The 13,822-nt window shown below is 70.3% G+C and carries 14 protein-coding genes; 8 read left to right on the top strand and 6 right to left on the bottom strand.

What is annotated here, in order from left to right; all coding sequences use genetic code 11:
- Positions 1–22 precede the first annotated feature (22 nt).
- From FGE12_RS00305 to FGE12_RS00295, 3 genes are all read left to right on the top strand, one after another.
- Positions 23–316, top strand: a complete 294-nt coding sequence (locus FGE12_RS00305) for an FmdB family zinc ribbon protein (protein WP_153864222.1) — start codon at positions 23–25, stop codon at positions 314–316.
- Between the two features lie 290 nt (positions 317–606).
- Positions 607–1,185, top strand: coding sequence for a hypothetical protein (locus FGE12_RS00300; RefSeq protein WP_153864221.1), 579 nt, complete (start codon positions 607–609; stop codon positions 1,183–1,185).
- 2 nt (positions 1,186–1,187) lie between these two features.
- Positions 1,188–1,895: a hypothetical protein gene (locus FGE12_RS00295; protein ID WP_153864220.1), complete on the top strand. Its 708-nt coding sequence runs from the start codon at positions 1,188–1,190 to the stop codon at positions 1,893–1,895.
- 9 nt (positions 1,896–1,904) lie between these two features.
- Here the strand turns inward: FGE12_RS00295 and FGE12_RS00290 are convergent, their stop codons facing one another.
- Positions 1,905–2,639 carry a PHP domain-containing protein gene (locus FGE12_RS00290; protein WP_153864219.1) on the bottom strand — a complete coding sequence of 245 codons (735 nt, stop codon included), beginning with the start codon at positions 2,637–2,639 and terminating at the stop codon, positions 1,905–1,907.
- 48 nt (positions 2,640–2,687) lie between these two features.
- On the bottom strand, positions 2,688–2,963 hold the full coding sequence (locus FGE12_RS00285; RefSeq protein ID WP_194797548.1) for a hypothetical protein: 276 nt from the start codon (positions 2,961–2,963) through the stop codon (positions 2,688–2,690).
- A 220-nt stretch (positions 2,964–3,183) separates the two neighbouring features.
- Between FGE12_RS00285 and FGE12_RS00280 the strand changes: the two genes are divergently transcribed.
- Positions 3,184–3,381 carry a hypothetical protein gene (locus tag FGE12_RS00280; protein WP_153864218.1) on the top strand — a complete coding sequence of 66 codons (198 nt, stop codon included), beginning with the start codon at positions 3,184–3,186 and terminating at the stop codon, positions 3,379–3,381.
- On the opposite strand, the gene FGE12_RS00275 is transcribed toward FGE12_RS00280, so the two are convergent.
- The gene (locus tag FGE12_RS00275; protein WP_153864217.1) at positions 3,378–3,983 is read right to left on the bottom strand and encodes a sigma-70 family RNA polymerase sigma factor; all 606 of its coding nucleotides are present in this window, start codon (positions 3,981–3,983) and stop codon (positions 3,378–3,380) included. The genes FGE12_RS00280 and FGE12_RS00275 overlap by 4 nt on opposite strands.
- Before the next feature lie 215 nt (positions 3,984–4,198).
- Here FGE12_RS00275 and FGE12_RS00270 point away from each other — a divergent pair, with 215 nt between their 5' ends.
- Genes FGE12_RS00270 through glgB form a run of 4 tightly spaced genes read left to right on the top strand, consistent with a single transcriptional unit; the run spans position 4,199 to position 11,428 of the window.
- Entirely contained in the window at positions 4,199–6,199 is a 2,001-nt protein-coding gene (locus FGE12_RS00270; protein WP_153864216.1) for an alpha-1,4-glucan--maltose-1-phosphate maltosyltransferase, read from the top strand.
- Between the two features lie 35 nt (positions 6,200–6,234).
- Positions 6,235–7,893, top strand: coding sequence for a maltose alpha-D-glucosyltransferase (gene treS / locus FGE12_RS00265; RefSeq protein WP_153864215.1), 1,659 nt, complete (start codon positions 6,235–6,237; stop codon positions 7,891–7,893).
- Between the two features lie 5 nt (positions 7,894–7,898).
- Positions 7,899–9,230, top strand: a complete 1,332-nt coding sequence (locus FGE12_RS00260; RefSeq protein ID WP_370458829.1) for a sugar phosphotransferase — start codon at positions 7,899–7,901, stop codon at positions 9,228–9,230.
- Complete coding sequence (glgB, locus tag FGE12_RS00255) at positions 9,227–11,428, top strand: 1,4-alpha-glucan branching protein GlgB (protein ID WP_194797413.1); 2,202 nt, start codon at positions 9,227–9,229, stop codon at positions 11,426–11,428. Before FGE12_RS00260 ends, glgB begins: the two co-directional genes overlap by 4 nt.
- A gap of 54 nt (positions 11,429–11,482) precedes the next feature.
- On the opposite strand, the gene FGE12_RS00250 is transcribed toward glgB, so the two are convergent.
- From FGE12_RS00250 to FGE12_RS00240, 3 genes are read right to left on the bottom strand one after another with little or no spacing between them, the layout of a single operon-like run.
- Positions 11,483–12,007, bottom strand: a complete 525-nt coding sequence (locus FGE12_RS00250; protein ID WP_153864213.1) for a gamma-glutamylcyclotransferase — start codon at positions 12,005–12,007, stop codon at positions 11,483–11,485.
- A complete protein-coding gene (locus FGE12_RS00245) occupies positions 12,007–12,651 on the bottom strand; it encodes a GbsR/MarR family transcriptional regulator (protein ID WP_153864212.1) in 645 nt (214 codons plus the stop codon). Before FGE12_RS00245 ends, FGE12_RS00250 begins: the two co-directional genes overlap by 1 nt.
- The gene (locus FGE12_RS00240; protein WP_153864772.1) at positions 12,648–13,643 is read right to left on the bottom strand and encodes a polyprenyl synthetase family protein; all 996 of its coding nucleotides are present in this window, start codon (positions 13,641–13,643) and stop codon (positions 12,648–12,650) included. The genes FGE12_RS00245 and FGE12_RS00240 overlap by 4 nt, the downstream gene beginning before the upstream one ends.
- Positions 13,644–13,822 lie beyond the last annotated feature (179 nt).

The raw sequence follows: 13,822 nt of genomic DNA, 5'->3' as shown, positions 1-13,822 counted from the left end.
GAAGGAAGCCGAACCCACTGCCATGCCCATCTACGAATACGCCTGTCCGAGCTGCGGCAAGATCCACGACGTGCTCCAGAAGGTGAGCGATCCCGCTCCCACCTCCTGCTCCGCCTGCGGTGCCCAGGGTGCGCTCACCCGCATGGTGAGCCGCACCAGCTTCGTGCTCAAGGGCGGCGGCTGGTACTCGGACCTCTACAGCTCCACGAAGAAGGACGGCTCCAGCAGCGCGTCTTCGTCCTCCTCTTCGTCCTCTTCTTCGTCCTCCGGCAGCGACTCGAGCAGCAGCTCCGCCGCCGCGGGCGACAAGAAGTAGCGAGCGGCGGAAAATTCGCAGGGCACGGCAGACCGGGCCACACTCGGTGCCGTGCCCTTCGCTCCCACCAAGCGTCCCCCCCGCCGCTGTGCGCTGTGTCAGCATCCCGAGCTGACGGATGCGCGGGGCCATGGACGCTTCCTGCTCGTGGCGGATCCGAAGGGCCGCGGCCCTGTGTGCCCACCGGGGCGCGGGTGCGCAGCGCAGCCGAGGCTTCACTCGGCGCTGGCACAGGCGGCGCGCTGAGCTAAACACACGGCCTCCCGCGCTGAACTCCGCCCGAGGCGACCGTGCTCCTCACCACCCTGCTGCTCACCGCGCTCGCGACCTCCCCGGTCCCCGCCGCGGACTCCTCCGTCACCTTCCTCTCCACCTTCGAGGCGCGCCAGGCGCGGCTGCTCGAGGGTGTGCAGCTCGAGTCCGACTACAAGGTCCCCGAGACGCCCATGCTGCGGCTGCTGCAGGAGAGCGGCCTGGGGCTGCCCACGGCGCCGCTCGCCCTGGACACCGGCGGCGGGCTGCGCTCGGACACCAAGCCCATCCTCGCGCTGCTGCTGGGGCTCATCGTGGGCTTCGGCACCGGACACCTCGTGGCCGGAGACCAGGACGGCTTCCTCCTCTTCCTCCTCGTGGACGTGGGGATCATCGTCGCCGGCGTCATCTTCGAGGCGGTGCTGGGGGTGGGCATCTTCTGGGGCCTGGGCCTGCTCGTCTCGCACGTCATCCAGGCCATCGACGCGTACCAGACGGCCGGTGGCGGGCGCCTCCTGCGCATGACGCGCGAGCGCGCGATGGAGTTCGCGGACGTGCCCTCCCTGGGCCGCGACGCGCCGCCCGTCACCACGGCGCTCTACCAGGTGAGGTTCTAGCCATGCGCGCCCTGCTCCTGTGCGCAGCGCTCGCGGTGGTGTCCGGCTGCGCGAGCCACACCGCGCTCGCGCCCGACGAGCGCGCGAGCATCGAGAAGGAGCTGAGCGGCGCGCCGCGCTACCTCAAGCTCTCCTTCAACGTGACGCCCTTCTTCGGGGACGCGGGCCACCGCCTCCTCACCCCCGCGGCCCCGGACGAGGTGCGGCTGCTGGACGACACCCGCGGGGAGCCCATCAACCCGGGCGCGGTGGAGGCGGTGCTGCCGGCGGGCCGGCGCGCGCGCATCGTGAAGGTGGAGTTCCCCACCGCGTGGGCCGTGGCCGAGCGCGTCCTGTACTCGCCGCGCGTGCAGACCTGGGTCTACGTGGACGTGGAGGGGGCGCCGCCGGGGCCGCCGCTGGTGCTGGTGCTCCCGCCGCGCACGGACACCGCGGACGCGGTGCGCACCGAGGTGGAGCGCTACCTCATCGAGCGCGACCCCTCTGCCCAGCTCGCCGCCCTCAGCGCGCCGGTGCGCGAGGCCGTCTTCCGCAAGGAGGCGCGCGTGGGCATGAGCGAGGAGGCGCTGGAGATGGCCTGGGGCTACCCGGAGCGCCGCGTGCGCAGCTACCAGGACGGCGTGCGCAGCGAGGAGTGGGTCTACCCCGGCGGGCGGCGCAAGGCCTTCCTCACGGAAGGGCGCGTGGCGCGGCTCGAGGGGGCGTCGTAGCGCGGTGCCCTACCGGCGGCGGCGGCGCTGCTTGTGGCCCCCACCCCCGCCGCCCTTGCGCGAGGCCTGCTGCTGCTGGGCCTCGCCGGGGCGCGTGAGGCGCGGGAGCTCGCCGGCCATCACCGGCCAGAACTCGCCCTTGGCGAGCGCCGCCACCAGCTCGGCCTGGGTGTTCACGGGGTTCTTGAAGAAGGTGGCGCCGCGGCCCACCTCGTCGAGGCTCGCGCGCGCATCCGAGCCGCCCGTGCAGGGCAGCTTCAGGGCGGCCGCCGCCTCCACCGCGAGATCGTTGGAGAGCTGGCGCACCCGGGCATTGAAGCCCTCCACGCCGCTGAGCAGGTCCAGGCTCTTGATGAAGTCGCCGGGGGCGTGGGGCTGCTCGCGATCGTAGGGGCGCGCCGCCACGATCACCGCGCCCAGCTGCTTCATCTTGGGCAGGCACTCCGCCGCGCTCCACGGCCGCTCGCGGTTGCTGCCCCACAGCATCACCGGCTCCGGCGCCTGCTCCGGGCGCGGGAAGAAGCACAGGTACTGGCCCTTGTCCGTGAGCAACTCCAGCCCCACGAACACCTTCACCTTGGACTTCGCGCCGAGCTCGAAGAGCTCGTCACAGCCGTCCTGGGTGTTGGTCTCGGTGAAGGCGACGCCGTCCAGGCCGAAGACGGCCGCCCGCTCCAGGACGGCGCGCGGATCCAGCGTGCAGTCCTTGGACAGGTGCGAGTGCGCGTGCAGATCGATGAGCATGTGCCCGGGGTCGATAACAGCCCGCCCGGCAGCTGTCGAGGGCAGCGCTCAGGCGAAGGCGTACGACTGGAAGCCGCCGAGCGGAGGCTGCGCCGTCTTCTCCTCGTGGGTGCGGATGAGGTAGCCCATCAGCATCAGGGACGAGGTGTTCTCCAGCACCCGGGAGGGATCCTTGGAGATGAGGTTCGCGCTGTAGTTGAGGAAGAACTGGGCCAGCTCCTCGCCCGCCTCCTTGACGATGAGCGCGTTGAGCGCAGCCGGGTCCATCGTGCGGATCGCATTGATGAACTCGACCGCCAGGTCCTTCTTGTCCTTCACGTTCACGTGTCCGCCCCCGTCGCCCACCCGCTCCGCCGCCGCTGCCGCGGAGTCCCGAACCACACCGTGCGACCTAGCGGGGAATCTAGGCATGCGGCCTCTCCTGCAAACCCCTGGTCCGCAGCCGGGGATCCACTCGGGGCGCGGGACGCAAGTTTTTTGACACCCTGAAAACCCGCGTGCGATAACTTTGCCCCTGGATCATCCCAGCAAGGAGCGGTCGGCGATGTTTACGGGCGTGAAGGTCTTCTCGGCCACCAAGGCCAAGGAGCGCGAGGAGCTGGGCGAGAACGTGACCCGTTGGCTCAAGAGCAACGCGGACCTCGAGATCGTGGACAAGCAGGTCATGCAGTCGAGCGACAACGAGTTCCACTGCTACTCGCTCATCCTCTTCTACCGCCACGCGAAGCCGCAGCAGCCCTAGTCGGCCTTTCCCGGCGCCCGCGCCTGCAGCAGCTCCGCGAGCTTCGCGAGCGCCAGGCGGGCCCGGGTCTTCACCGTCCCCAGGGGCGTCGCCGTCCGCTCGGCGATCTCGCTCTGGGACAGCCCCTCGAAGTACGCGAGCTCCACCACGCTGCGCTGCTCGGGCGGCAGGCTGCGCAGGGCGAGCTCCACGCGCTCGCGATCCTGCTGCTGCTCGGCGGACTGGCGTGGGTCCAGGGGCTGCGCGCTCACCGGAGGGGGCTCTGCGGCCGCGCCCGTGAGCAGCCGCGCCCCGCTCGCCAGGGTGCGCATCCGGTCGATGGCGCGGGTGCGCGCGATGGTGGCCACCCAGCTCTCCAGGCCCCCGCGCGCGGGGTCGAACTGCCGGGCCCGCCGCCATACCTCGAGGAAGGTCTCCTGCAGGACTTCGTCCGCGTCCGCGCGAACGGGGAGGATGCGCAGGACGAGCCCGTAGGCGCGCGCGCCACAGCGGGCGTAGAGCTCGCGCATGGCCGTGGCATCGCCCTGGGCCACCCGGCGAACGAGCACCAGGTCGCCGGCAGGCTCGCTCGCTCGGGGACCGGAGGAGTCGGACGGAGGCATCGGGCCCTCCGGGGATAACGCAGCCGCCCGCCTGCCGACCAACTTTTTTCACCGTCCGAGCCGCTGACGCCCACCGGCAGACTGGGCGGAGCCGGAGGCCATCCCTAAGGTTGGCAAGCCAACGCGCTCGGGAGCCCAGCGTCCAGCATCGACGGAGCTCCGTCCCTGCTGCCGCCCTTCCGTGCGCCGACACCTATAAGGGCCCCCAGCGACCTATGAGCTCGCGAACCGGCAGCATCCTCATCGAGAACGTCCAACCCGAGCTCGACGCAGGGCGCTACCCCGTCAAGCGCATTGCGGGTGAGACCGCGCGCGTGGAGGCGGACCTCTTCAAGGAGGGACACGACGTCCTGGTCGCCGTGGTGCGCTGGCGCCAGGCGAGCCCGAAGGGCCAGGAGACCGCGTGGCAGGAGGTGCCGATGAAGGAGCTCGGCAACGACCGCTACCGGGCCGAGTTCCCGCTCGCGCGCAACGGCCGCTACGAGTTCACGGTGGAGGCTTGGCCGGACCTGTTCCGCACCTGGGTGCACGAGCTCAAGCGCAAGGTGGACGTGGGCCGGGACGTGAGGAGCGAGGTGCTGGAGGGCGCGGCGCTGCTGGAGGGTGCGGCCGCGCGCGCGAAGGCCAGCCGCCCTGCGGACGCCGCGCAGCTCTCGGACGCGGCGCGCGCGCTCAAGACGGGCGGTCCCACGCCGGACAACCTGCTGCTCGCCCTGGACGCCTCGCTCGCCACCATCGCCTCGCGCCACCCCGACCGCACGCTCGCCGTGCGCTACGACCGGGTGCTGGAGATCTTCGCCGACCGCGAGCGCGCCCAGAACGGCGCCTGGTACGAGTTCTTCCCCCGCTCCGCGGTGCGCGACGGCAAGACGCACGGCACCTTCAGGGACGCGGAGGGCTGGCTCCCGTACGTAAAGCAGCTGGGCTTCGACATCATCTACCTGCCCCCCATCCACCCCATCGGCCGCACCGCGCGCAAGGGCAAGAACAACAGCCTCAGCGCGGGGCCGGACGACGTGGGCAGCCCGTGGGCGATCGGCGCGTCGGAGGGTGGCCACAAGGCCGTGCACCCGAAGCTGGGCACGCTCGAGGACTTCCGCCGCTTCCGCGAGAAGGCGGAAGGGCTGGGGATGGAGATCGCCCTGGACCTCGCCTTCCAGTGCGCGCCGGACCACCCCTACGTGAAGGAGCACCCCGAGTGGTTCCTCCACCGGCCGGACGGGACCATCAAGACGGCGGAGAACCCGCCCAAGCGCTACGAGGACATCGTCAACTTCGACTGGATGGGGCCCGGGCGCGAGACCCTCTGGGCGGAGCTGCGCAGTGTCGTCCTGCACTGGGTGGAGCAGGGCGTGAAGGTGTTCCGCGTGGACAACCCGCACACCAAGCCCATCCAGTTCTGGGCCTGGCTCATCCGCGAGGTGCAGGAGAAGCACCCCGAGGTGCTCTTCCTCTCCGAGGCCTTCACCCGCCCCAAGGTGATGCGCGCGCTCGCCAAGGTGGGCTTCACCCAGTCGTACACCTACTTCACCTGGCGCAACTTCAAGCACGAGCTCGAGGACTACCTGAAGGAGCTCACCCAGAGCGCCTCCGCCGAGTACATGCGCGGCAACCTCTGGCCCAACACCCCGGACATCCTGCCCGAGATGCTGCAGCGCTCGGGGCCCGCGGGCTTCCGCATCCGCGTCGCGCTCGCCGCCACGCTCTCCTCCACGTACGGCATCTACTGCGGCTACGAGCTGTGCGAGGGCCGGGGCCTTGCGCCGGGCAAGGAGGAGTACCTGGACTCGGAGAAGTACCAGCTCGTCGCGTGGGACCTGGACCGGCCGGGCAACATCAAGCCCTTCATCTCGCGGCTCAACGCCATCCGCCACGAGCACCGTGCCCTGCAGCAGTACAGGAACCTGCGCTTCCACTTCTGCGACAACGACCGCGTCCTCTTCTACTCGAAGCGCACCGAGGACGGCAGCAGCCAGCTGCTCTTCGCGGTGAGCCTGGATCCGCACGAGGAGCAGGAGGCGATCATCGAGATCCCGCTCGAGCTGCTCGGCATCTCCCCCGAGGAGACGTACCAGGTGCACGAGCTGATGGGCGACACGCGCCACCTCTGGCAGGGCCCCAGCGCCCAGGTGCGCCTCACCCCGGATACGCCCGCGGCCGTGTGGGCCGTGTACCGCTTCCACCGCCGTGAGAACGAGTTCGACTACTTCGGCTAGCAGCCCCCTCTCGCAGACGGGAACCACCCCAGCGTATGGACCTGACGGATCCACTTTGGTTCAAGAAGTCGGTCATCTACGAGCTGCACATCCGCGCCTTCCACGACTCTAACGCGGACGGCCACGGCGACATCCCCGGCCTCATCGAGAAGCTGCCCTACCTGGAAGACCTGGGGGTGGACTGCCTCTGGCTGCTGCCGCACTACCCTTCCCCCTTGCGCGATGACGGCTACGACATCGCGGACTACTACGGCGTCCACCCGGACTACGGCACCATCGACGACTTCCGGCGGCTCGTGGACGCGGCGCACAAGCGCAACATCCGCATCATCACCGAGCTGGTGGTGAACCACACCAGCGACCAGCACCCCTGGTTCCAGGAGGCGCGCCGCGACCCGAACAGCCCCAAGCGCGACTTCTACGTCTGGAGCGACACCGACGAGAAGTACAAGGCCGCGCGCATCATCTTCACCGACACCGAGCGCTCGAACTGGACCTGGGATCCGGTGGCGAAGCAGTACTTCTGGCACCGCTTCTTCAGCCACCAGCCGGACCTCAACTACGACAACCCGGCCGTCCAGGAGGCCATGCTGGACGTGATGCGCTTCTGGCTGGAGATGGGCGTGGACGGCTTCCGCTGCGACGCCGTCCCCTACCTCTTCGAGCGCGAGGGCACCAACTGCGAGAACCTCCCGGAGACGCACGCCTTCCTCAAGAAGCTGCGCGCGAAGATCGACAAGGAGTACCCGGGCCGCCTGCTGCTTGCCGAGGCGAACCAGTGGCCCGCGGACGTGCGCGTCTACTTCGGTGACGGCGACGAGTTCCACATGGGCTTCCACTTCCCGGTGATGCCCCGCCTCTTCATGGCGGTGCGCCGCGAGGAGCGCACGCCCATCGTGGAAATCATGCAGCAGACGCCCGAGATCCCCCCCAACTGCCAGTGGGCGATCTTCCTGCGCAACCACGACGAGCTGACCCTGGAGATGGTCACCGACGAGGACCGCGACTACATGTACCGCGAGTACGCGATGGACCCGCGCATGCGCATCAACGTGGGCATCCGCCGCCGGCTCGCGCCGCTCATGGACAACGGCCGCAGGCGCATCGAGCTGATGCACAGCCTGCTCTTCACGCTGCCCGGCACCCCCGTCCTCTACTACGGGGACGAGATCGGCATGGGGGACAACATCTACCTGGGCGATCGCAACGGCGTGCGCACCCCCATGCAGTGGACGGGAGACCGCAACGCGGGCTTCAGCCGCGCGGACGGGGCGCGCCTCTTCGCCCCCGTCATCCAGGATCCCGTCTTCGGCTACCAGGCGCTCAACGTGGAGCAGCAGGAGCGCAGCCGCTCCTCGCTGCTCAACTGGGTGAAGCGCATGCTCCGGGTGCGCCAGCGCTACCCGGTGTTCGCGTACGGGAAGCTGCGCTTCATCAACGCGGACAACCTCAAGACGCTCGCCTTCGTGCGCGAGCACGAGGGCCAGTCCGTGTTGGTGGTTTGCAACTTGAGCCGCTTCGCGCAGCCCTGCGTGCTGGATCTGCGCGAGTGGGAGGGCTACACGCCAGTGGAGCTCATCGGAGACACGGCGTTCCCGAGGATTGGAGGCGGTCCCTACCAGCTCACGTTGGGGCCCTACATGTTCCTGTGGTTCCGCCTGGAGAAGGCGGCTCCCGGAAGGGGTGGAAAGTGACGGCGGTGAACCTGACCAAGGTCCCGGAGTACCTGCGCCAGCAGCGCTGGTTCGGCGGGAAGGCCTGGCCCATCAAGAGCGTCTCGGTGGTGGACCACGCCAGCGTGGACATCCCCGGGCGCGCCTTCCTCATCGCCATCGTGGAGGTGCTCTACGAGCTGGGGCACCCCGAGCGTTACCAGCTGCCGGTGGAGCCCGCGGGCGCGGACACCGACGAGGTGAAGGACGCGCTCGAGGACGACGACTGCCTGCGCGCCCTCTTCCAGATCGTCCGCGACCAGCGCACCCTGCCCTCCGGCTCCGGCCGCATCGTGGGCGAGTGGCTCGCCTTCCCCGACGCCCTGCCCCCGCTGCCGGACCCCATCACCGTGCGCCGGCTCAACGTGGAGCAGAGCAACACCAGCGTGGTGTTCGCCGAGCGCGTCATCCTCAAGGTGCTGCGCAAGCTGGAGGCGGGCATCAACCCCGAGTACGAGGTGGGCCGCTTCCTCGCGACGAAGACGAAGTTCCGCGCGACGCCCACCCTCATCGGCGCGCTGCAGCTGGACGGGCCCGCGGGCGCCACCCTCAGCGTGGTGCACCAGTTCGTCCCCAACGCGGAGGACGGCTGGAAGTACACGCTGGACGTGTTCAAGCGCCACGGCGCGCCCCCTGCCGCCTTCCTCGCGGAGATGCGCGACCTGGGCACGCGCCTGGGTGAGCTGCACTCGGCGCTGGCCTCGGACCCGAACGACCCCGCCTTTGCGCCCGAGGAGATCCACCACGAGGACCTGGACCGCTGGAGCGCCTCCATCATCGGCGAGCTGGGCGTGACGCTGGCGGACGCCTCGAAGCAGTTCCCCGAGCTCGAGAAGAAGCGCGATGCGCTGGTGGAGGTGGCCAAGGGGCTCGCGCGCACGCGGCCCGGCGGCCAGAAGATCCGCGTGCACGGCGACCTGCACCTGGGCCAGACGCTGCGCAGCAAGGGCGAGTGGCTCATCTTCGACTTCGAGGGCGAGCCCAGCCGCTCCTTCGCCCAGCGACGCGAGAAGTACTCACCGCTGAAGGACGTGGCCGGCATGCTGCGCTCCTTCGATTACGCGGCCGCCTCGGTGGAGCTGCAGGGCGGAGAGCCCGCGGACCGCGTGACGCCGGCGCGCCAGGCCTTCCTCGAGGGCTACCGCAAGGCGACCCGCGGGGCGAAGTTCCTGCCCGAGCGGGACGAGGACTTCATGACCCGGCTCGCGGCGTTCGAGCTGGAGAAGCTGCTGTACGAAGTGCGCTACGAGCTGCAGAACCGCCCTGACTGGGTGCGCATCCCCGTGCGCGCCCTGCTGCGAATGGAGGTGCCCAAGTGAGGTCCCCGAGCGATCGCGCCCACGTGGACGCCGAGCTTCAGCGTCTGGTGGAGCTGCGCCACTCCGAGCCGCACCACGTCCTGGGCATCCACCCGGACGGCAGCGGCGTGGTGGTGCGCGCCTTCCGCCCGGACGCGGTGAGCATCCACGTGCTGCCCTCCTTCGGAGGCCGCATCCCCATGCAGCACCGGCTGGGCGGCGTGTTCGAGGCGCGCCTGAACAACCGCGAGGGCACCTTCGACTACTCGCTCGAGGTCGAGTACCCGGGCAAGCGCGTCTTCACCCTCAAGGACCCCTACAGCTTCCTGCCCACGCTCGGCGAGATGGACCTGTACTTCGCAGGCGAGGGCCGCCACGAGCGGCTCTGGGAGCGGATGGGCGCGCACCTCACGCACCACCACGGCGTGGGCGGCGTGTCCTTCGCGGTGTGGGCCCCCACGGCCGCGGGCGTGTCCGTCGTCGGCGACTTCAACGGCTGGGACGGCCGGCTGCACGCGATGCGGCGCATGGGCGCCTCGGGCATCTGGGAGCTGTTCATCCCCGAGGTCGGCGAGGGCGCGCGCTACAAGTTCGAGATCCGCCCGGGTCAGGGCGGCAGCCGCATCCTGAAGAGCGACCCCTTCGCGTTCCGCACCGAGGTGCCGCCGCAGACGGCCTCGGTGGTGCACGACCTGCGGCGCTTCGCGTGGACGGACGACGCGTGGCTGCAGAAGCGCAACGAGGGCAACCCCACCCACAAGGCGTGGAGCGTGTACGAGGTGCACCTCGGCAGCTGGCGCCGCGTGGTGGAGGACGGCGACAGGCCCATGACCTACCGCGAGCTCGCCCCCGCGCTCGCCGAGTACGTGAAGTACATGGGCTTCACGCACGTGGAGTTCCTACCGCTCTCGGAGCACCCCTTCGGCGGCTCCTGGGGCTACCAGGTGGGCAACTACTACGCGCCGAGCGCCCGCTTCGGGCACCCGGACGACCTGCGCTTCCTCATCGACCACCTGCACGCCAACGGCATCGGGGTGATCGTGGACTGGGTGCCGGGCCACTTCCCGCGCGATGCGCACGCGCTCGGGCAGTTCGACGGCACGGCGCTCTACGAGCACGCGGACCCGCGCCAGGGCTCGCAGCCCGACTGGGGCACGCTGGTCTTCAACTTCGGCCGCAACGAGGTGCGCAACTTCCTCATCGCCAACGCCCTGTTCTGGCTGGACGAGTACCACGTGGACGGCCTGCGCGTGGACGCGGTGGCCTCGATGCTCTACCTCGACTACAGCCGGCGCGCGGGCGAGTGGGTGCCCAACCGCTGGGGTGGGCGCGAGAACGAGGAGGCCATCGCCTTCCTGCGCGAGCTCAACGACACCGTGCGCCGCACGCACCCGGGCGTGGTGGTCATCGCAGAGGAGTCCACGGCCTGGCCCAAGGTGAGCGCGCCGGTGAGCGAGGGCGGCCTCGGCTTCCACTTCAAGTGGAACATGGGCTGGATGCACGACACGCTCACGTACTTCCACAAGGAGCCCATCTACCGGAAGCACCACCACGGCCAGCTCACCTTCGGCCTCCTCTACGCGTTCAGCGAGCAGTTCATGCTGCCGCTGAGCCACGACGAGGTGGTGCACGGCAAGGGCTCGCTGTACGGGAAGATGCCGGGGGACCCCTGGCAGAAGCGCGCGAACCTGCGCTCGCTCTTCGCGTGGATGTGGGCGCACCCGGGCAAGAAGCTGCTCTTCATGGGCGGCGAGTTCGGGCAGCCGGCGGAGTGGAACCACGACCGCAGCCTCGACTGGCACCTCACGGACGACCCTGGCCACCGCGGCATCATGAACCTGGTGCGCGACCTGAACCGCGTGTACCAGGCGATGCCCGCGCTGCACGACGCGGACGGTGAGCCGGTGGGCTTCCAGTGGCTACAGCCGGACGCGGCGGACGTGAACGTGCTCGCCTTCGTCCGCCGCTCGCGTACGCCGGGGCGCCACGTGGTGTGCGTGGCGAACCTGGCTCCCGTTCCGCGAGAGCGCTACCGCGTGGGCTTCCCGCGCGTGGGCACGTACGTGGAGCTGCTCAACTCGGACGCGGAGCTCTACGGCGGAAGCGGCATGGGCAACATGGGCCAGGTGCACACCGAGGCCCGAGCGTGGGACGGGCAGGAGGCGTCGGCAGAGATCACCCTGCCCCCGCTCTCCGTCCTCTACTTCACGCCAGGCTGAAGCAGGCGGGCGAGGCGGTCCCCTCTCCCTCTGGCAGAGGGTCGGGGTGAGGGATTACCCCTCGCCGCGCTTCAGCCGCTCGATGTACGCCGCGGGCAGCCCCGCACTCTCCGCCCCGCGCACGAGCGCCTGCACGAAGCGAGGGCTGATCGGACCGTCGAGCGTGGCCCGCCGCGGCTGCGTCGTGAACGCGGTCGCGGTGAGTTCCTTGCCGTCCACGCGCACGCGCACCTCGCGCTCGATGCACATGCCGGTCACGGCCCCCTCCTTGTGCTGGATGATGGGCCAGTCCTTGGCGGAGATCTCGAACACCCGCCCGAACACGCTCTTGCCCGGCACATCCGTGAGCCCGGCCACGCGCCCGCCCCACCAGCGCGAGGGGAAGTCGTAGACGAGGTCGAGGTCCACCGCCTCTGCGAGCTTCCCCTCGGGAAGGTCGAAGAAGCCGTAGCTGTGCTGATCCCTCCACTCGAGGAAGGCCGCGCGGTCCAGCACGGTGGAGTACGCGAAGTACAGGCGCATGCCCTGCGCCGAGGCGCCCTCGCGGGCCTTCATCACCTGATCGTAGTGCGAGTCCATCAGAGCTCCCGGGCCCCTGGCCCCTTGTGCCCGCGCGCGGCGGGCTCCTTGAGCGCGCCGCGGCGCGCGGAGGCACTGCCCTCGGCGCGAAACACGCCGAACATGCCGCCCACGTCGAGGCGCGCGGTCTTGATGAACACCTTCAGCGCGCGCTCGGTGTGCTCGGCGAGCAGGGCCATCTTCTCCAGCCGCCCGAAGGCCTCGCGCGGGACGCCGCCCGCCTCGGTCGCGAGCCTTCGCGCCTCACCGAGGTCCGCGCGGATGCGGGAGATGAAGCCCGCCTCGCGCTCCTCGATGACGCGGATGACCATGCGGATGAGGTCCGACTCGGCGCCGTAGCGCCAGGCGGTGTCGCTGGGCAGGCGCACGCGCTGGATGACGCCCCAGCGCTCCAGGTCGCGCAGCAGCATGGAGACGCCGCCCTTGGAGAGCCCGAGCTCGCGCTCGATCTCCCCTGCGGTGAGGGCCTCGCCGCGCAGGTACAGCAGGGCCCAGACGCGGCCCTGGTTGCGCTTGAAGCCCCAGAACTCGATGACGTTGCCCACCGCGTCCACCGCGATGGCTTCCCACGGGGCGAGGTGTCCCGCGGTGGAGGCTTCCTCCGGTCGAGCGCCCCCCGCACCCGTCCAAAGGTAGCCCTTCATGCAACGCTCCGGGCCTGCTCGGCGATGCCCGCCGAGAGCTTGTGCGCCCAGCTCACCAGCTCGGCGCCGGCGGGATCGTTCGCGTAGGGCCCGAGCGCATCCAGGGCCGCCTCGATCTCGCGGTTCATCATGCCCAGGGCGGCGTCCAGCGCGCCGGTGGCGAGCACTGCGCTGCCGATCTCCCGCGTGCGCTCGGCCGTCATCGCGCTGAAGGCCCACGCGTCCTTGATCTTGCGCCGCAGGGTCTCGTCCTTCGCCACCGCGAGCAGGATGGGCAGCGAGGGGGTGCGCGACTGCACGTCCGCGTACTGCGGCTTGCCCGCGTCCGTGCCCGTCACGTCCCGGATGTCGTCCGCGATCTGGAAGGCCACGCCCAGGTGCCGGCCGAACTTGTCGAAGGCGCGCGCCGCGTCGTGGCGGTCCACCAGCGTCGCCGGCGCGTGGCCGCACCAGCCGAAGAGACAGCCCGTCTTGGCCTCGGCGATGTAGCGCAGGCGCTCGAGCGGCAGGTCCAGGTCGCCGCGGGCCTCCACCTCGGCGATGGCGCCGCGGGTCATCTCCTCGATGACGGCGAGCGCGCTCTGGGTGAGGCGCGCGTCCAGCGCGGCGAGCCGGCGCAGGGCGACGGAGAGGATGAGGTCGCCGCTCATCACCGCGACGATGTTGCCCCAGCGCGCGTTCACCGTGGGGCGGCCGCGGCGGAACATGCCCGCGTCCACCACGTCGTCGTGCAGGAGGCTCGCGGAGTGGATGAGCTCGGCGCCCAGCGCGATGTCCACCAGGGGCGCGGCGGGCGCGTTCACCACCGCGCCGAAGAGGCGGGCGAGCATGGGGCGCGCGCGCTTGCCGCCGGTGCCGATGCACAGGTGGCGCGCCGCCTCCATGAGCGTGTCCCCGCGGACCTGGGGACCCGCATCCCCGTCGACCAGGACGGTGCCGAGCCGCTGCTCCACACTGCCTAGAAAGTCCGTCAGCTCCCGCGCGATGTCCATGTACGCCTCCTGACCGTTCATATAGTTCAAGACCTCTTGAACTGCACCCAAAACCGGAGTGCAGGCGGGCAGGCGGCGCGGCCGCACGCAGCGTCCGGGAGCAACGCCCGCAGGGCAGCCTGACGAGCGCAGACCCTGGGGGTGGGTTTGAGGCGCACGCGAGCCGCGTGCGACAGCCG

It is taken from the genome of Aggregicoccus sp. 17bor-14 (assembly GCF_009659535.1).
Taxonomy (GTDB): Bacteria; Myxococcota; Myxococcia; order Myxococcales; family Myxococcaceae; genus Aggregicoccus.
The sequence above is the reverse complement of the archived record's forward strand: the minus strand, read 5'-3'. Positions and strand labels throughout refer to the sequence as shown.